Origin of the sequence: Mycobacterium sp. (genome assembly GCF_008709575.1) — a bacterium.
Taxonomy (GTDB): Bacteria; Actinomycetota; Actinomycetes; order Mycobacteriales; family Mycobacteriaceae; genus Mycobacterium.
This window is the reverse complement of record NZ_VYIK01000021.1, coordinates 1-17,545: the sequence shown is the minus strand read 5'-3', so window position 1 is coordinate 17,545 and position 17,545 is coordinate 1. Positions and strand designations below refer to the sequence as shown.

The following is a 17,545-nucleotide window of genomic DNA, read 5'->3' as shown; positions in this document are numbered from 1 at the left end:
CATCACTCCTCCAGACGACTCCGGCGTGCCAGCAGCAACTGCACCACGGTCAGTGTCAGCAGGATCGCGAACATCACCCACGCCAATGCCGACGCGTAACCGAATTGCAGGAATGCGAAGGCGTTCTGGAAAAGCATGATGCCCAGCACATAGGTCGCGGTCTCCGGCCCGCCGTTGCCGCCGGTGAGCACGTAGACCAGGTCGAACGCCTGGAACGCGTTGATGATCGAGATCACCACGACGAATATCAGCGCGCCGCGCAGCAGCGGGACCGTGATCGAGAAAAATCGGCGGACTTCGCCCGCGCCGTCGATCCGGGCGGCCTCGTAGACGTCGTCCGGAATCCCCTGCATCGCAGCCAGAAGGACAACTGTCGCAAAAGGCACGCTTTTCCACACGCTGACCGTGCACAGCGAAAACATCGCCCAGTGCGGCTCGATGAGCCACGGAATCGGGCCGATCCCAACCCAGCCGAGCATGATGTTGAGCAGCCCGTTGTCGGTGTTGAAGACGAACTGCCACACGACGGCCATCACGACCGCCGAGACCGCCAGCGGCAAGAAGACGATGGTGCGAAAGATGCCGATGCCCTTGACTTGCCGGTTCAAGATGCCGGCAACGATCAGGCTGATGAGTACCGTCGGCACCAGTGTTCCGAGAGTGAACACTACGGTGTTGCGCAGCGCGATGAGGAAAAGCGGGTCAGCGGTGAACAGGTTCCGGAAGTTTTGCAGGCCGACGAATTTCGGCGGCGTGAACAAATCCCACTTCTGAAAGCTCATGTACAGCGAGAATCCGAGCGGGAACAGCATGAACACCGCGACCGCGGCGAGGTTCGGCGCGACGAACAGGTGCCCGGTGGCGACGCGTCGTCGTATCGATCGGCGACGGCGCGATGCTGCGATGGCGGGCCGGCTCGTCATGGATTGCGCAGCACCTCGTCGACCTGGCGTGCGAGTCCGTCGGCCAGTGACGTCGCTGGCTTGGAGCCGCGCAGCACCGGGCCGAAGTTGCGGTCCATCAGCGCGTTGATCTTTTCCCATGCGGGTGTGATCGGCAGTCCTTCGGAATTCGCCGGACCGCCGGTGAGTACGGCGAGATGGCCGATCCTGCGGTGGGCCTCGGCGAACCCGGTCGAGTGGATCGCCGAACGCAACACCGGCACGAACAGCCCGGATCGAGCGATCACGTCCTGTCCCTCCGGGCCGGCAGCGAACTTCACGAACTCCCACGCCTGCTGACGGCGACGGCTGTCGGCCGCGATGGCGAGCCCGGTGCTGCCGATGTTGGAGCGGGCCCGGGTGGCTCGCGGCCCGGTCGGCAACACAGTGACGTCGAAATCCAGGCCGTCGGCCCGGTCGAAGGTCTGATATCTCCAGTGCCCGCCGAGCGCCATCGCCGCTCTGCCCGCCGAGAACAGGTCCATCGTGGACATCGACTGTGTCTCCGACGCGGTGGGGGCGACCCGGTGCCTGGTGGCCAGGTCGGCGTAGAACTGGACGCCCTCGATGAACGCAGGGTCACCGAAATTGAGGTGGGTGGGGTTCATCCGCGGAGTCGACCACGGGACACCGTTGTTCATCCCGAAGAGCCCGGCCGAATAGGACCCCACCCAGGTGTCGACGAATCCCCACTGTGAAACCCGGCCGGACCGATCGCGTTTGGTGAGCGCCTTCGCGGCGTCGAGGAAGTCGCCGAAGCTCCACGGCTGCTCCCATCGCCCGGGCGGTGGGCGCACACCGGCCTCGTCGAACAGCGCGGTGTTGTAGAACAAGAAGTTCCCGGACCATTGCTCGGGCAGCGCGTACTGACCGCCGTCGTAGGTGAAGGTGCCGTAGAGCGACGTGATGCTGTCGGCACGCAGCTGCGCGGCGAAAACCGGGTCGTGCGCCAACAGCTCACCCAGGTCCAGCAGCACTCCCCGGTCGGCCAGCCCGGCGTAGGAGAACTCCCAGGCCATCATCACGTCCGGGCATTTGCCGCCGGCGCAGAACGTCGACACCTGTTGCATCGGGTTGGGCCCGGACAGCAGTGTGCGCACCGTGATGTCGGGATGACGCCGCCGGAAGGCATCGATGACCAGCATCCGGGCGTCGGCCTCTTCGGGATTGGCGGCGAAGAAGAAGGTCAGCGCGTCGTCGTCGGCCGCACATCCCGGCGACCCGAACACCAGTGCGGCCGCGCCGAGCACGCCGGCGCTGCGCAACAGCGTCCGCCGCCGAACCGGCCGGCTCATCAGGCGCTCGACGCCAGCGTGACGCCGGCGGCCCGCATCGCGTCGATGGCTGCCTCGGTGGATTCCTGCGCCATGCCGGCGGTCAGGTCCAGCAATACCCGGGTGGCGAAACCGGCCCGGACCGCGTCCTCGGCGGTCTGGCGGACGCAGTAATCGGTGGCGATCCCGACCACGTCGACCTCGTCGACGCCGCGCCGGCGCAACCAGTCCGCCAGCGGCGTCCCGGTGTCGTCGACACCCTCGAAGCCGCTGTATGCCGCGGCATAAGCGCCTTTGCGGAAGACCGTCTCGATCCCGCCGGTGTCCAGAGCCGGGTGGAACTGCGCTCCGCGAGTGCCGGCCACGCAGTGCCGCGGCCAGGAGGTCAGGTAGTCGGGTCGGTCGGAGAAGTGGTCACCGGGATCGACGTGGAAGTCCTGGGTGGCGACCACGTGCCGGTAGCCGGCGGCCGGAGTCGACAAATACTCGGTGATGGCGCCGGCCACGGCGGTGCCACCGACCACACCCAGCGAGCCGCCCTCGCAGAAGTCGTTCTGCACGTCGACGATGATCAGCGCCTGCATAGCGCCCACGGTATCGCCGATCGGCGCAGGGCGATGGCGACGAGCCGCCACTTTCCCGGACGGCGATGAACCGGAGCGCCACCTGCGCTGTGCGGCCCGTCACGTATAGTCCAGACACGTGTCCAGACAGCGTGTTGCCGTCGATGTCGATTCCCCTGCCCTGGCCAGTGCCCGCGTCGCCCTCACGGAACCGGCGTGAACATGCGGATTGCCTTGCTTTCCTACCGCAGCAAGCCGCATTGCGGCGGCCAGGGTGTCTATGTCCGTCATCTCAGCCGGGGCCTGGTCGAGCTGGGTCATCGCGTCGAGGTGTTCTCCGGTCAGCCCTATCCCGAGGGCCTGGATCCGCGGGTGGTGCTTCGCCGGGTGCCCAGCCTGGACATGTACCGCGAGCCGGACCCGTTCCGCATTCCGCACCCCCGCGAGATCCGGGACCGCATCGACGTCCTCGAGCTCGCGACGGTGTGGACGGCCGGGTTTCCGGAGCCCCGCACCTTCAGCCTGCGCGCCGCCCGGCTGCTGGCCGGCCGGCGGGGTGATTTCGACGTGGTGCACGACAACCAGTGCCTGGGGGACGGACTGCTCGAGATCGCGGCGACCGGCCTGCCGGTGGTAGCGACCGTGCACCACCCGATCACCCGCGACCGGTTGCTGGACCTGGCGGCGGCACCGTGGTGGCGCAAACCCTTGGTGCGCCGCTGGTACGGCTTCCTGCGGATGCAGCAGCGGGTCGCTCGCGCGCTTCCTGACTTGCTGACCGTGTCGTCGTCGTCGGCCGCCGACATCACCGTCGACTTCGGGGTCAGCCCCGAGCGGCTGCACGTGGTGCCGCTCGGCGTCGACACCACCGTGTTCACGCCGGCGGCCCGGCCGCGCGTCCCCGGCCGCCTCATCGCCATCGCGAGCGCCGACACCCCGCTCAAGGGCGTCGCGAACCTGCTGCACGCGCTGGCCAGGTTGCGCACCAAACGCGACGTGGAACTGCAGCTCGTGGCCAGGCTCGAGCCGAACGGGCCGACCGAGAAGCTGATCGCCGAACTCGGTCTCTCCGACATCGTGCACACCTCCAGCGGGCTCTCCGACGCCGAGCTCGCCGGATTGTTCGCCTCTGCTGAAATCGCTTGCATTCCTTCGCTGTACGAAGGATTCTCCCTTCCGGCAGTGGAGGCGATGGCCAGCGGTACGCCGATCGTCGCCAGCCGGGCCGGCGCCCTGCCCGAAGTGCTCGGACCCGACGGCGACTGCGCACGGTTGGTCCGGCCCGGAGACGCCGGCGAGTTGCTGCGGGTGCTCGACGAGCTTTTGGCCTCCCCCGAGCAGCTGCGCCGGCTCGGGAGAGCCGGCCGCCGCCGCGCGCTCGACGTGTACAGCTGGGAATCGGTGGCCGCCCAGACCGTTGGCGTCTATGAACGCGCGATCGCGCGGACACCGGGCTCGACGGCCACGGCGAGCGACCCGTGCTGACGGTGGATTTCGACCGGCTCGGCGTCGGGCCCGGCACCAAGGTCATCGACGTCGGCTGCGGGGCCGGCCGGCACAGTTTCGAGGCATACCGCCGCGGCGCCGACGTGATCGCGTTCGACCGGGACGCCGCGCAACTGGCCGAGGTCGCGACAATGCTGTCGGCGATGGCCGAGACCGGCGAGGCGCCCGCGTCGGCCACCGCCGACACCGTGGTGGGCGACGCGATCGCGTTGCCCTATCCCGACGGCACGTTCGACTGCGTGATCGCCGCGGAAATCCTCGAGCACGTGCCGGCCGACGACGCGGTGATCACCGAGCTGATCCGCGTCCTGCGGGTCGGCGGCAGGCTGGCGGTCACCGTGCCCCGATGGCTGCCGGAGCAGGTGTGCTGGTTGTTGTCCGACGAGTACCACAGCAACGAGGGCGGCCACATCCGGATCTACCGAGCCAGTCGGCTGCGCGGCAAAATCGCCGACGCCGGAGTGACGTTTATCCATAGTCACCACGCGCACGCGCTACATGCTCCATTTTGGTGGCTGAAATGCATTGTCGGAATGACGAATCCAGATCACCCTGCGGTAAACGCCTATCACAGGCTGCTGGTCTGGGACATGATGCACAGGCCGTGGATCACCCGCCTGGCCGAATCGGCGCTCAACCCACTGATCGGCAAGAGCGTCGCCCTGTACTTCGAGAAATCGGTGGCCGCCGTTGAACTGTTCTGACACCCTCGGCGTGGCGGGGATTCTCACGCCACAGCAGTGCCGCCAAACCGCGGAATCGATTGCTGCGGTGCAGGAGCCGTCCGGTGCGATCCCGTGGTCGGTGGGCGGGCACACCGATCCCTGGGATCATGTCGAATGTGCGATGGCCCTTACCACGGCGGGTTTGATCGAACCGGCCCGCCGCGCCTATGCCTGGTGTCGTCACCAGCAGCGCGCCGACGGCTCCTGGCCGCTTCAGCTGCGTGCCGGCGTCGTCGAGGATGCCAACAGCGACAGCAACTTCTGTGCCTACATCGCCGTCGGGGTGTGGCACCACGTGCTGGTCACCGGGAACGGTGCCTTCGCCGCCGCCATGTGGCCGACGGTGCGCGCAGCTATCGAGTTTGTGCTGGACCTGCAGCTTGAGGGCGGTGAGATCTGCTGGGCGCGAAGCTCTTCGGGCCCAGTAGCCGAGGCACTGCTGACCGGCTGTTCGAGCATTTTCCACAGCCTGCGCTGCGCACTGGCTCTGGCCAACTACGTCAACGAGCCGCAGCCCGACTGGGAGGTCGCACTGGGACAATTGGGTCATGCGATCACCGCGCACCCGGAGGCGTTCACCGAGAAGCCGCATCACTCGATGGACTGGTATTACCCGATTCTCGGTGGGGCGCTGCGGGGCCGGGCCGCGACGGCCCGGCTCGCCGAACGGTGGCCTGATTTCGTCGTCGACGGACTCGGTGTCCGCTGTGTCGACGACCGGCCGTGGGTCACCGGCGCCGAGACCTGCGAATTAGTGCTGGCGCTGGACGCGATGGGTTACCGGGCCGAGGCGCTGCGCCAGTTCGCGGCCATGCAGCACCTGCGCGAATCCGACGGCTCCTACTGGACCGGGTTGGTATTCAGCGACGGCAAGCGTTGGCCGGTCGAGCGCACCACCTGGACCGCGGCGGCGGTGATCTTGGCGGCCGATGCATTGTCACGCACCACCGCCGGCAGCGGCATCTTCCGGGGTACCGATCTGCCGCGCGGTCTGGAGGGTGAATACGACTGCGAGTGCGCGGTCAACCCGACCGATCGCTAGCCAACACACCCGGCGCGCCTGAAGTCCGTTCCAGCACCCGCAGCGACCCAGTGACCGATCGCTGTTCGAACGCTCCGGTTTCCAATGCGCGACAATAGATCTGGTAGGGAGCCTGGCCGCCGTCGCGGGGATCGGGGAATACGTCGTGGATGATCAGCGCGCCACCAGGACTCACCCAGCGCGCCCAGCTGTCGAAGTCCTCGTGCGCCGCGGCTTCGCTGTGCCCGCCGTCGACGAACAGCAGCTGCAGCGGTGTCCGCCAGCCGCGGGCCACCACCGCCGATCGGCCCACCACCGCAACAACATTGTCGTCGAGCCCGGCCTCGTCGAGGGTGCGCCGCAACGCCGGCAGGGTGTCGAAACGCCCGGTAGCGGTGTCCACCAGCGACACGTCGTGATAAACCCAGCCCGGTTGATGCTCTTCGGACCCGTGATGATGGTCGACGGTGTAGAGCACACTGTCGCCGATGGCCGCCGCCGCTCCCAGCAGCACGGTCGACTTGCCGCAATAGGTGCCGATCTCCACCCCGACACCGTGATCGAAGTAGTGCAGCGCAGCGTCATGCAGCGCCCGACCCTCCTCGGGCGGCATGAACCCTTTCACCCGCTCGGCGAGCTCGAACAACCGGGCGGTACGCTCGTCGGGCCCAGCAGCGCTCATCGCGACCCGCACTTACAGAACGATGGCGCGGACCGTCGGTGTCCGTAACGGTCAGGATGGCTCGGAGTACCGGCAGACGAGATCTTCTTCACCGAACGTGTTCGTGTGCTGCAAGCCCCTGGCGTCGCGGCCGAAGAACGTCCACTGCCGTGGTGTCGTCTGTGGGCCGCTGATCAGCTTGACGGTGTAGCGCAGACCCAGCGGGTTCGTCGCGCCGATGATGTCACCGACTCGGACCTGGGACGGATGAATCTGGGGCGCGTCGCACCGGTTCTGTGTAGCCATGTCCACCCGTCCTTGTCGGTATCACCCCCCACGCTACCCCAGGATGGCACCGGCGTGCCGACGGCCGGGCCGGAGGCGGCGCGCCGGTCGTCCGGGTGCACGCGTTTCGGCACGCCGGCCGGTACTGTGGCGGTGTCGTCCCGGATGTCCCGAGATGGCCGAAGCTGGTCTGATACCAGCCCTGAAACCGGAGACGGCGATGAGCAGATTCGTCGAGTCGATGCTCAGCAGCGCCGAGTCAAGTGGTCATGGCTTGGTGACCGGTGAGCCCGGCGCGCCGGTTCGTCACGGCTGGGGAGACATTCACCGGCAGGCTCGACAGGTCGCGGGAGGTTTGGCCGCTCTGGGGGTCGGCCCGGGCGATCGGGTGGGTGTGTTGGCCGGCGCCCCGGCAGAGATCGCGGCTACCGCGCAGGGGGTGTGGCTGCGGGGCGCGTGCCTGACGATGCTGCACCAGCCGACGCCGCGCACCGACCTGCAGGTCTGGACCCAAGACACGCTGTCGATCGTCGCCATGCTCGAGGCGAGGGCGGTCATCGTGTCGGATCCGTTCCTGGCGGTGCCGGCGGTGCTGGCCCGCCACGGGGTCGCGGTGGTGACGATTGCCCAGCTGCTGGCCGCCGCACCGATCGACGCGGTGGCCAGCAGCGAGGACGATCTGGCGCTTTTGCAGTTGACGTCGGGCTCGACGGGTTGCCCCAAAGCAGTCGCGATCACCCACGCCAACGTGATCGCCAACGCCGAGGCGATGTTCGCCGCTGCCCGCTACGACCTGGACAACGACGTGATCGTGAGCTGGTTGCCGCTGTTTCACGACATGGGCATGACGGGGTTTCTGACCGTTCCGATGCTGTTCGGCGCCGAGCTGGTCAAGATCACTCCGATCGACTTCTTGGCCGATATCTTGTTGTGGCCCAGGTTGATAGACAAATACCGCGCAACGATGACCGCGGCGCCGAACTTCGCGTACGCCTTGCTGGCCAAGCGGCTGCGCCAGCACGCCCGATCCGGTGAACTTGATTTGTCGTCCTTGCGGTGGGCGTTGTCGGGTTCCGAGCAGGTCGAACCGGCCGACGTCGAGGACCTCTGCGCGGCCGGGGCGCCGTTCGGGCTGCGTCCCGAGGCGATCCTGCCGGCCTACGGGATGGCGGAAACCACCGTCGCGGTGTCATTTTCGCAATGCGGAGTCGGGCTCGTCGTAGACGAGGTGGACGCCGACATGCTTGCCGTGCTGCGTCGGGCGGTGCCCGCCACCACCGGCAACACCCGACGGCTGGCCACCCTGGGGCCGGTGCTGGAGGGCATGCAGGCCCGCATCGTCGACGAGGACGGTACCCTCGAGCCGGTGCGTGGCGTGGGCCTGATCGAGGTGCGCGGCGCCCCGGTGACTTCCGGATACGTCACGGCCGGCGGTTTTGTGGCCGCCCAAGACGAGCGGGGCTGGTTCAACACCGGGGATCTGGGCTACCCTGACCGAGCAAGGTCACGTCGTGGTGTGCGGCAGAGCCAAGGACGTGATCATCATGGCCGGGCGCAACATCTACCCCGCCGATGTGGAGCGCGCGGCCGGGCGGGTCGCCGGCGTGCGCGCGGGTGGTGTGGCGGCCGTGCGGCTCGACGCCGGCCATTCGCGTGAATCGTTCGCGGTGGCCGTCGAATCAAGCAAGGCCGACGATCCCGCACAGGTGCGCCGCATCAAGCACGAGGTCGCACACGAAGTCGTCGCCGAAGTTGCCGCGCGGCCGCGCAATGTGGTGGTACTGGCCCCGGGCTCGATCCCCAAGACCCCGTCGGGCAAGCTGCGCCGAAGTTATGCATTGGCACTGCTGTCGTGACCCTCAGCACTGTTCGCGGTTGCGGTTCCACTCCAGCCAGCCCACGCCACTGCGGCCGTCGGCGGTGGTGACCACGGCCCACACCCGGGGAAAGTCGCTCACCCGCCCGTCGGGGGCGACCAACCGTAGCGGCGCGTGACCTTGCACGTCGACGGTCATGCTGATCTCGTCGAGCGTCAACGTCGCTTCCTGGGGTAGACCATTGGCGCCGAAGGTTTCCCGAGCGGCGATGGTGTGCACTTCGGTGACTGCGCCGCCGCGGTCTTGCACGTAGCCGACCGCGATGGGTGCGGCACCGGGAATGCGCAGGTCCACGGCGTGCAGGTGGGTCCCGTCGTCGAGGTGCAGCGCGCTCCACAGCCAGTTCATGCTCCACCAGTCGCGCACCCCCCAGGAGTGGTCGCGTTGTCCCGGAACTGATTCGACCCGATATGGGGTGCCGTCGACGGTGATGCTGCCCGACACCGTGCAGGGAATCTCGTAGCGCGTGGTCAGCCGGTACCGGTAGGGCGTGCCGTCGGTGATCCACTGCAGATCCATGGTCACCTCGACCGGCACGCCCGACTCGCCGCGCAGCAGGGCCGCCGGATCGGTGAAAGACTGCCCGTGACCTTGCAGCGCAATCCGATAGCTGCGCAGCGGATCGTCTACCCGGTGGTGCAACTCGACGGTGCCGGTGCGCACGGCCCACGGGTCGGCGGGCAGCGGTACCTCGAAGTCGACGACGGCCACGGTGGGCAGCCGCGGCCCGCACAGCAGTGCGTGCAGCCACGCGGTGTGCTGGTTGGGTACCAGGCCGAGCCGTAGCCAACCGCCGAATCCTTGCCCTACATCGACGAAATCGGCATACCAGCTTTCGTTCCAGAGCGGCTCGTCGGTCGGGCTGTGTGCGGATTCGTCGTCGGGCGCCGGGCACAGCGGCACCACCGGCACCGCCGCCGGCAGCAGCGCCAGCGCATCGGTGTCGAGCACATGCTCGCAGTGCCGTTGCAGCAAAGTCATGAACATCAGGTCGCCCCGCTCGGTGCGCTCCACCAGCATCGACGACACGATCGCCATCATCACCCCGAAGAAGCTCTGCCGGCGCACACCGTCGCGGACCTCGGCCAGGCCGATCGGCGCGTCGGGACCGAGTGCGGCGTGGTAGGCCTTCAGCAGCTCGTCGTAGTGGACGCGCCGGTCTGCCACCGCCAGCGCGCCGCCGAGGAAATAGGCCAGATCGGTCATCGCCGGGCCCCACGTGACGGTCTGCCAATCGACCACCGTCAGTGGGCGGTCGGCGCCGGCGGTGCCGAACAGCATGTTGTCCAATCGGTAGTCGCCGTGTACCAGCCCGCAGGGGCCTTGTACCGCCTGATAGGCGTCGAACGCGCCGACCAGCCGCTCGCACACCCGCTGATGCTCCGGGGTGATCTGGTCGCGGTAGCGGTCCAGGAACCCGGCGTAAAGCCCGCCGATCAGCGTCTGGTTGATCGGCGAGTCGCGGTTGAGCCACGGCGCGTCGGCGAGCGCGGCGTCGCCGAGCAACGGACCTTGCAGACGGGCCAATTCGGTGACGGCAAGCCGGGCTTGCGCTTCGGTGGCGCCCCGGATCTCGTCGCCGACGACTGCCGGATTCGCATCGCCGAGCAAGACGTCGAAGACACCGGCCGCGGGGTCGAAGGCGGCGTGGTAGCAGGGGGCAACCGGCCCGGTCAGCCGCGGCGCGATCTCGCGGTAGAAGCGGACTTCCCTTTCGTAAAGCCCCAATTCCACGCCGGTTCGCCTGCTGAGCGGGTCGGTGGCCGCGACCTTCAGCACCACCGACTCCGGGCCCGCGGCGCGGTCGCCGTCGGCATAGGTCAGTCCAAGCCGGAAACACTCGCTCATCTGCCCGGTGCCGATGCGCTCGACCGTGAAGTCCGTGACGGCTCGTTTGCCCAGCACCGCGGTCAGCCAGTCGGCGGTGAGGTCGGCCGGTTGTTGGATGACGTGGTCGAGGTGTGACTGCATGGCATCTCCCAGTGTCTAGCGTGCGAGCGAAAAGCCCTCCCAGGCCAGGCGCCGCTCGGGGTGCGGGTCGAATTCGATTCGCGGCTTGCGGTCGAAAACCATGACGGCGCGGTCGCTGCCCGGGTAGGCCGGCCAGCCCGGTCCGGGCACCCCAGTGCGGCTGAAAGACAGCCAGCGCCCTTGTATTTCGTCGCTGACGCGCAGCGCATCCCGCCGGTCGGCCGCTGCCCCCAGCAACGCGCCGAAGGTGGTGCGGTAGACGTCGAAGACCGCGAGCAGTTCGGTGCCGTGGGTGGCGCCCAGGCCGGACCAGTGCAACACGCGCGGGGCGTAGTCGTACCGATACAGATAAGCCGGCGCGTGCCGGCCGTGGGCCTCGGCGATCTGCCAGGCCGCTGCGCCGAAGGCGAAATCGCCGCCGAGCCGGATGCAGGCCGACCGCCGGGGATAGCCGGGGTAGGCGGCGGTTATCCGGTCTCGCCGGGCGGGCTCGGTCTTTGCGAGCAGATCTTCGATCGTCTGCTCGGTCGTCGGCAGCATGCGCAGGAACCGGGTGAACAGCCGCCCCTCGTCGGCGTTGGTGCCCACGATGAGCGGGACCCGGTGCGTGTCTCCGCGACGCATCGCCTCGACCGGATCCAGCGGCAGACAGTCGTCACCGAAAACCGGACCGATCGGGAAGGCGCCCAGCATGTTGCGCACGCCCTCGTCGATCAGCCGGCGTTGTGCGGCCAGCAGTTCGGCGACGGATGCCTGCATCAGGGTGTGGGCGGCGTCTTGCCCACGCACACCGAGCAGCCGGGCGAACCGGGCGGCGAACTCGGCCGCGGCCGCGCGGGACCGCACCATCCCGGTGGCCGGGCTTTCGGCGATCGCCCGCGTGAACAAGCCCCCGGCGGCGGGCACCGCCAGCATCGTGGCAACCGCGTGTGCGCCCGCGCTCTCCCCGAACAGCGTGACGTTGTCGGGGTCGCCGCCGAAGGCTGCGATGTTGTCGCGCACCCAGCGCAACGCCAGCACCAGGTCGCGCAGGAAAAGGTTGCTGTCCACCGTGATATCGGGAGTCGACAGCGACGACAGGTCCAGGCATCCGAGCACGCCGAGCCGGTAGTTGACCGACACATAGACGCACCCGCGCCGGGCCAGCGCGGCGCCGTCGTACAACGGGGTGGCCGAACTGCCCAGGATGTAACCGCCGCCGTGCACGAAGACCATGACCGGCAGCGGTCGGTCGTCGGTGGTCTCGGGTGCCACGACGTTGAGGGTCAGGCAATCCTCGCCCATCGGCTGGTACTTGCCGAGGCCGATCATCGTGTAGCGGCGCTCCTGCGGAGCGCAGTTGGTGAAGCGGTGGCAGTAGCGCACGCCCGACCACGGCTCGGCCGGCTGTGGTGCCCGCCACCGCAGCGGCCCCACCGGCGGGCGGGCGTAGGGAATGGATCGCCAGCGCCGGACACCGTCGCGGGCGAAACCTTCGACGGTGCCGGTGGCAAGCTCCACGCGGACGGGGTGCCGATGCATATCCCGACCGTAGCGAACCTGCACCCGGCACCCGTGACAGTGTCGGCGGGCCGTGGCATAATCGAATGTATGTTCGAATCCGGTAGGCCGTCGTCCGCCGCAGCCGCTGCGGTGGATCGGCTGTGCGCGGCGTCGCGGGCGGAGAACCGGGCGGCCGGCGAGCGGTTGGTGGCCGTCGGTGAGCTGGATCTGCTGCGGTTGCGCGAGGTCGGGGAGCGCGAGAGCTGGGCGACCGACACCCACGATGCGGTGGTTGCCGAAGTGTCTGCGGCGTTGCGCATCAGCACGGCGCTGGCGTCGAGTTACCTGGACTATTCGCGCGCTCTGCGGATGCGGCTGCCACAGGTGGGTGCGCTGCTGGTGGCCGGCGATATCAGCTATTCGACGTTTCAGACGATCGTCTACCGCACCGACTTGCTCACCGACCCGCAGGTGCTGGCCGGCGTGGATGCCGAACTGGCTGTGCGGGTCGCGCGGTGGCCGTCGATGACGCGAGGGCGGCTGGCCGGCTACATCGACCGGGTGGTGGCCCGCGCCGATCGCGACGCGGTGCGCCGCAGGCACGAAAAGCAGGCCGACCGGGAATTCTCGATCTGGGACGGCGGCAACGGCTTAGCCGAGGTATTCGGCAGGCTGATCAGCACCGACGCCCACGTAGTCGATGCGCGGTTGAATGTCCTGGCCGACACGGTGTGCGCCGATGATCCGCGCACCCGCAAGCAGCGCCGCGCCGACGCCCTGGGGATATTGGCGGCCGGGGCCGACCGATTGCCGTGCCGCTGCGGGCAAGCGGACTGCCCCGCGGGCACCGCTCCGGCGCCGGGACCCGTGATGATACATGTCGTCGCCACCCGGGCCAGCCTCGAGAGCGCCGATCCCGCGCCGGGCGTGATACTCGGCAGCGGGGAGCTCATTGCGGCAGACCTGCTGGCCGACTTGGCCCGCTCAGCGCGCTGTCGGCCTCTGGTTCATCCGGCCGATGCGCCGGCCGAGCCGGGTTATTCGCCCTCGCGAGAGTTGGCCGACTTCGTCCGCTGCCAGGATCTGACGTGCCGGTTTCCGGGCTGTGACCGACCGGCCCTGGAGTGCGATCTGGACCATTCGATCCCCTATCGCGACGGTGGCCCGACACACGCGTCGAACTTGAAATGCGTTTGTCGCCAGCACCATTTGATCAAGACTTTCTGGGGCTGGTCGGACGAACAGCTGCCCGACGGCACCGTGATCTGGACGTCACCGGCCGGGCAGACCTACGTCACCACCCCAGGCAGCGCGCTGCTGTTCCCCGACCTGTGCGCCCCGACCGGGGACCTGGCCCCGTCCACGCCGACACCCACCCGGCGGTGCGCTGAGCGCGCTGTGATGATGCCCAGGCGGCGCCGCACCCGCGCCCAGAACCGCGCTACCTACATCGCCGACCAACGCCGGCGAAACCGTCAGGCCCGAACGCTCACCGTCGATGCCCCCGGCTGCGGTCCGGCACCACCCGCCGACGAGCCGCCGCCGTTTTAGTCACGGTCGGTCCGCGAGCACGCGGATCTCCCCGGTGCCGCCGTCCACCTCCACCAGCGCACCCGGCGGGAGACGCCGGGTGGCCCCGTGCGCGTCCACCACGCAGGGAACCCCGAACTCGCGGGCCACCACCGCGGCATGCGACATCGGGCCGCCGAGCTCGGTGACCACCGCTGCTGCATAGGAGAACGCGACGGTGTAGCCGACGTCGGTGACCTCGGCCACCAGGATCTCCCCGGGCTCGAGATCCTCGATGGTCTCAGGCTGCACCACCCGGACCCGCCCGCGGGCCAGGCCACCGCACACGCCGAGGCCGTGCAGCGTCTCGCCGGCGGTCAGCATCGTCGCCGACGCACGCACAGGCTGCCAGCGGCCGCTGAAGACCGCCGGCGGGATGACCGTGGCCAGCCTGCACCGTTCGGCACGGCGGCGAGCCACGACGTCGGCGGCGCAGGCGGGAAGTGCGTCGAGTTCGTCGACCAACAGGTAGAACACGTCGGAGCTGGCGTCGATGACGCCGGACTCCGCCAATCGGCGTCCGTATTCACGCAGCAGCCTGCGCAGCACCCAGATGGCGCGCACCATCCTGTCGCGGCGGACTTCGCGGTCGCGCAGTTGTCGCGCGGAGAGCAGCGCAACGGGCCGGGCACGCCGCGGGATTGGCCGGTGCTGCGCCGCCGGCAGCGCCGTGACGTGCAACGACTTGGCCACCATTCGGATCAGCAACTCGGGATTGTCGGCGTAGCTGGTCGACGACATCTCGACTTCGGCCGGCCCGCGGTGGCCCATCAGCGCCAGCTCGGCCAGCACTGCGGCATGAAATTCCGGCGCCTGCGCGGCAAGCGCGTCCAGGTGATCGCCGGGCTCGGCGAGCAGGCGGCCCACCGTGGAATCGCGGCGGGCGGCGGTCGCCAACCGGTGCACCGCACCGAGCGGTCGCGCGCTGGCCAGCTCCGGACCGACCGGTGGCGCAATCTGGCGCCCGCCCAGGCCCCGCAGGATCAGGCTGAACGCGGCGGAGAGCATGAACGATCCCGAGGCCAGCACCCACCCGTGCACCACGTGGTCGCGGGCCAGCAGGATCAGGCTCAGCAGCCGCTGCTCGTCGAGCTCGGTGAGGTCATCGTTCGTCAGGCGTTCCAACCGGTCGATGTCGGCGATGTAGTCGCGGGTGTCCCGACCCGAGCCGGCGCTCAGCCCGACCAGGTTGACGCCGAACACGCCGATGTTGCGGATCGTCCGCACCAGCTTTTTCGCACGGCGGGATTCACCGGGCAGACGCTGCTCGCCGAATATCGGTAGCGAAGCCAGGCTCGGCCCGAAGAACTGACTGCTGCTCAAGACCGTGGCAGGCTTGACGAACGGGACGGTTTCGGCCATGAAATGCCCGGCCGTGATCGCGCCGTAGAGACGGTGGGCGAACACCCCGACGGTCCGGGTCGCGATCTCGCGCTGGATCAGCCCACCCGGCCGGAGCCGCTCGGCGATGGCAACACCGCCCGCCCGCAGACCCCGCACCGCGACCGACGCCGACGACGGCGAGAACGGTCCCGGCAGCGCCTCGGACAGATTGGTCGCCAAAAACGTCGGAAAGCGCGGGTCGATCGGCGTGTCGAACTCCCCGTTGCAGCCCTCCGGCCCGGCCGGCACCGGGACGGTTCCGTCGGTCGCCGGCGCGTCGGTCACCGGAATGTCCTGCACGGTGGTCAGCCGCCACGGCAACGACAGCAACCGGCGGCCCAGACTCACCCGGCCCCGCACCGCCAGCGCGAAGTCGTCGGCACATTCGGCGGCGGTCCACGCCGGGGTGAATTCCCAGTATCGGCGCAGCCCCGAAGTATCCATCGGCGGCGCGTCCAGCAGGCCTCGCAGAGCGCCGAACCCGACCGCTGCCCACCGCGGCAGCACCGGCCGGCCGATCGCCGCGGCGAGCTGACGAATCGAAAGCTCGCCCGGGGCAGCCAGATTGACCGGACCGCTGTCGATGGCGGTTGCGACGATCGCCCGAATGAGGAGCCGAACGGCGTCGTCGCTGTGCACCACCTGCAGCCCGCGCCCGCTCGATCCGCGCGGGGCGGGCAACGCCGGGCCCGCCAGCAGGCGAAGCACGCGGTTGTTGACGTTGCGGCCGATGACCAGCGCCGGACGGACGGCCACCCACTCCGTGCCAGAGGCGGCCAGCATTGCTTCGACGCGGGCTTTGTCGCGGCCCTCGGGGGCGGCAGGGTTCACGGCGTGCGCCGACGACGTGAACACGATGCGCCGAGTGCCGGCCTCCGCCATCGCGTCGAGCACGTTGGCGGTTCCGTCGATGTTGATCTGCTGGGCTTCGCTTCCGCCCTCGACCGCCCAAGCACAGTGCGCGACGACGTCGGCGCCGTCGACAGCCTGCCGGACCGCAGTCGCATCCCGAATGTCGCTCGACACGAATTCCGCTGCCGTAGGCCAACTGTCGGGTCGGCGGCGGGCCACTCCGACAACGTCGTGGCCCAGGCTGAGCAGCCGGCTGACAACGCCGCGGCCGAGTACTCCGCTCGCCCCGGTAACAGCGATTCTCACGGACCGCCCTGCACAGGTCGATTCGTCGTCGGTCTATTCGTCGTCATCGAGCAAGGCCGCATTGACCAAGTCCTCGAGATCCATTTCGGCAAGATCCTTTTCGCGGGTTTGCTCAGCCTCGGTGCCGTCGGCCTCATCGGCCAGGCGCAACAACAGGTCCAGCACTCCGGCCCGGCGCAGGCGCTTGACCGGAATCGAGGCCACCAGGCGCTGGATTTCGGCGTCGCCGGCGACCGGCTGTTCGGCCTGCTCGGTCGAGATACCGAGGAGTTCGGTGCGGAAGTAACCGGCCAGCGCCGCAGAATTGGGGTAGTCGAAGATCAGGGTGGGTGAAAGGGGAAGCCCGGTGGCGGCTTTGAGCCGGTTCCGCATCTCCACCGCGGTCAGCGAGTCGAAACCCAACTCGCTGAACGCCTTGTCGGGGTCGATGGCCTCGGCTGTGGTGGTGCCCAGCACGGCGGCGATGTGCGAGCGCACCAAATCCAGCAGCACGGCGTGCTGCTCGTCCTCGGCCAGGCTCTCCAGGCGCTGCACGAGAGCGGATCTCGACTTGGCGGCAGCCAGCGAGTCCTCCACCCGGCGCCGCGCCGGAGCGTTGATCAGGTCGACGAACATCGGCGGTAGGGTGCCGGCGTCATGCTTGGCGCGCAGCGCCGTGGTGTCGATGGCGGCCGGCACCAGGTAGGGCTCGTCGACCACCAGTGCGGTGTCGAACAGTCGCAGCGCCTCCTCAGCGGACAGGGCCACAATGCCGTCTCGGGCGAACCGGGCGAAGTCCACGCTCTCCAGGCTGCCGGTCATCTGGCTGGGCTGTTCCCACAGCCCCCAGCCCAGCGATATCGCCGGCAACCCGTGTGCGCGCCGATGCGCGGCCAACCCATCCAAAAACGCATTGGCCGCCGCATAGTTCGCCTGACCCGACGACCCCACCAGCGCGGCCATCGAGGAAAACATCACAAACGCCGACACCCCGCGAGACAACTCATGCAAATTCCAGGCCGCATCCACCTTGGCCCGCAACACCGCGTCAACCCGCTGCGGCGTCAACGACGTCACCACCGCGTCGTCGAGCACCCCCGCGGCATGAATCACCGCCGACAACCCATGCTCGGGCGGAATCTCAGCGATC

Annotated in this window: 13 protein-coding genes and 1 pseudogene; 5 read left to right on the top strand and 9 right to left on the bottom strand. The window is 68.7% G+C overall.

The window, feature by feature from the left end; all coding sequences use genetic code 11:
• Positions 1 to 2: 2 nt before the first annotated feature.
• Genes F6Q13_RS06670 through pncA form a run of 3 tightly spaced genes read right to left on the bottom strand, consistent with a single transcriptional unit; the run spans position 3 to position 2,799 of the window.
• Positions 3 to 923, bottom strand: coding sequence for a carbohydrate ABC transporter permease (locus tag F6Q13_RS06670; protein WP_293054210.1), 921 nt, complete (start codon positions 921 to 923; stop codon positions 3 to 5).
• A complete protein-coding gene (locus F6Q13_RS06665; RefSeq protein ID WP_293054305.1) occupies positions 920 to 2,239 on the bottom strand; it encodes a sugar ABC transporter substrate-binding protein in 1,320 nt (439 codons plus the stop codon). The genes F6Q13_RS06670 and F6Q13_RS06665 overlap by 4 nt, the downstream gene beginning before the upstream one ends.
• A complete protein-coding gene (pncA, locus tag F6Q13_RS06660; RefSeq protein ID WP_293054207.1) occupies positions 2,236 to 2,799 on the bottom strand; it encodes a pyrazinamidase PncA in 564 nt (187 codons plus the stop codon). The genes F6Q13_RS06665 and pncA overlap by 4 nt, the downstream gene beginning before the upstream one ends.
• 201 nt (positions 2,800 to 3,000) lie before the next feature.
• On the opposite strand from pncA, the gene F6Q13_RS06655 reads away from it, so the two are divergent.
• Genes F6Q13_RS06655 through F6Q13_RS06645 form a run of 3 tightly spaced genes read left to right on the top strand, consistent with a single transcriptional unit; the run spans position 3,001 to position 6,051 of the window.
• Complete coding sequence (locus F6Q13_RS06655) at positions 3,001 to 4,263, top strand: glycosyltransferase family 4 protein (RefSeq protein ID WP_293054302.1); 1,263 nt, start codon at positions 3,001 to 3,003, stop codon at positions 4,261 to 4,263.
• Positions 4,257 to 4,988, top strand: coding sequence for a class I SAM-dependent methyltransferase (locus F6Q13_RS06650; RefSeq protein WP_293054204.1), 732 nt, complete (start codon positions 4,257 to 4,259; stop codon positions 4,986 to 4,988). The genes F6Q13_RS06655 and F6Q13_RS06650 overlap by 7 nt, the downstream gene beginning before the upstream one ends.
• Positions 4,975 to 6,051: a prenyltransferase gene (locus F6Q13_RS06645; protein WP_293054200.1), complete on the top strand. Its 1,077-nt coding sequence runs from the start codon at positions 4,975 to 4,977 to the stop codon at positions 6,049 to 6,051. Before F6Q13_RS06650 ends, F6Q13_RS06645 begins: the two co-directional genes overlap by 14 nt.
• Here the strand turns inward: F6Q13_RS06645 and F6Q13_RS06640 are convergent.
• Positions 6,032 to 6,712, bottom strand: a complete 681-nt coding sequence (locus F6Q13_RS06640; RefSeq protein ID WP_293054197.1) for a class I SAM-dependent methyltransferase — start codon at positions 6,710 to 6,712, stop codon at positions 6,032 to 6,034. The two genes, F6Q13_RS06645 and F6Q13_RS06640, sit on opposite strands and share 20 nt — an antisense overlap.
• A gap of 51 nt (positions 6,713 to 6,763) precedes the next feature.
• Positions 6,764 to 6,997 carry a hypothetical protein gene (locus F6Q13_RS06635; RefSeq protein WP_293054194.1) on the bottom strand — a complete coding sequence of 78 codons (234 nt, stop codon included), beginning with the start codon at positions 6,995 to 6,997 and terminating at the stop codon, positions 6,764 to 6,766.
• A 199-nt stretch (positions 6,998 to 7,196) separates the two neighbouring features.
• On the opposite strand from F6Q13_RS06635, the pseudogene F6Q13_RS06630 reads away from it, so the two are divergent.
• Positions 7,197 to 8,832 (top strand): annotated as a pseudogene (locus F6Q13_RS06630) (fatty acyl-AMP ligase).
• Between the two features lie 3 nt (positions 8,833 to 8,835).
• On the opposite strand, the gene F6Q13_RS06625 reads toward F6Q13_RS06630, so the two are convergent.
• Positions 8,836 to 10,824 carry a phosphotransferase gene (locus F6Q13_RS06625; RefSeq protein ID WP_293054191.1) on the bottom strand — a complete coding sequence of 663 codons (1,989 nt, stop codon included), beginning with the start codon at positions 10,822 to 10,824 and terminating at the stop codon, positions 8,836 to 8,838.
• A 15-nt stretch (positions 10,825 to 10,839) separates the two neighbouring features.
• Entirely contained in the window at positions 10,840 to 12,345 is a 1,506-nt protein-coding gene (locus F6Q13_RS06620; protein ID WP_293054188.1) for a carboxylesterase/lipase family protein, read from the bottom strand.
• Between the two features lie 69 nt (positions 12,346 to 12,414).
• Here F6Q13_RS06620 and F6Q13_RS06615 point away from each other — a divergent pair, with 69 nt between their 5' ends.
• Entirely contained in the window at positions 12,415 to 13,857 is a 1,443-nt protein-coding gene (locus F6Q13_RS06615) for an HNH endonuclease signature motif containing protein (RefSeq protein ID WP_293054185.1), read from the top strand.
• On the opposite strand, the gene F6Q13_RS06610 is transcribed toward F6Q13_RS06615, so the two are convergent.
• Positions 13,858 to 16,416 carry a PEP-utilizing enzyme gene (locus F6Q13_RS06610; protein ID WP_293054182.1) on the bottom strand — a complete coding sequence of 853 codons (2,559 nt, stop codon included), beginning with the start codon at positions 16,414 to 16,416 and terminating at the stop codon, positions 13,858 to 13,860.
• Between the two features lie 33 nt (positions 16,417 to 16,449).
• Positions 16,450 to 17,545, bottom strand: a 1,096-nt coding sequence (locus tag F6Q13_RS06605) for a beta-ketoacyl reductase (protein ID WP_293054180.1), incomplete at its 5' end; no start/stop codon positions are given.

What these genes read in the sequence shown, in the direction of transcription:
- F6Q13_RS06615 (WP_293054185.1), top strand. Translation starts at nt 12,415, where the DNA reads ATGTTCGAATCCGGTAGGCCGTCGTCCGCCGCAGCCGCTGCGGTGGAT.
- F6Q13_RS06625 (WP_293054191.1), bottom strand. Translation starts at nt 10,824, where the DNA reads ATGCAGTCACACCTCGACCACGTCATCCAACAACCGGCCGACCTCACC.
- F6Q13_RS06635 (WP_293054194.1), bottom strand. Translation starts at nt 6,997, where the DNA reads ATGGCTACACAGAACCGGTGCGACGCGCCCCAGATTCATCCGTCCCAG.
- F6Q13_RS06640 (WP_293054197.1), bottom strand. Translation starts at nt 6,712, where the DNA reads ATGAGCGCTGCTGGGCCCGACGAGCGTACCGCCCGGTTGTTCGAGCTC.
- F6Q13_RS06670 (WP_293054210.1), bottom strand. Translation starts at nt 923, where the DNA reads ATGACGAGCCGGCCCGCCATCGCAGCATCGCGCCGTCGCCGATCGATA.
- F6Q13_RS06655 (WP_293054302.1), top strand. Translation starts at nt 3,001, where the DNA reads ATGCGGATTGCCTTGCTTTCCTACCGCAGCAAGCCGCATTGCGGCGGC.
- pncA (WP_293054207.1), bottom strand. Translation starts at nt 2,799, where the DNA reads ATGCAGGCGCTGATCATCGTCGACGTGCAGAACGACTTCTGCGAGGGC.
- F6Q13_RS06620 (WP_293054188.1), bottom strand. Translation starts at nt 12,345, where the DNA reads ATGCATCGGCACCCCGTCCGCGTGGAGCTTGCCACCGGCACCGTCGAA.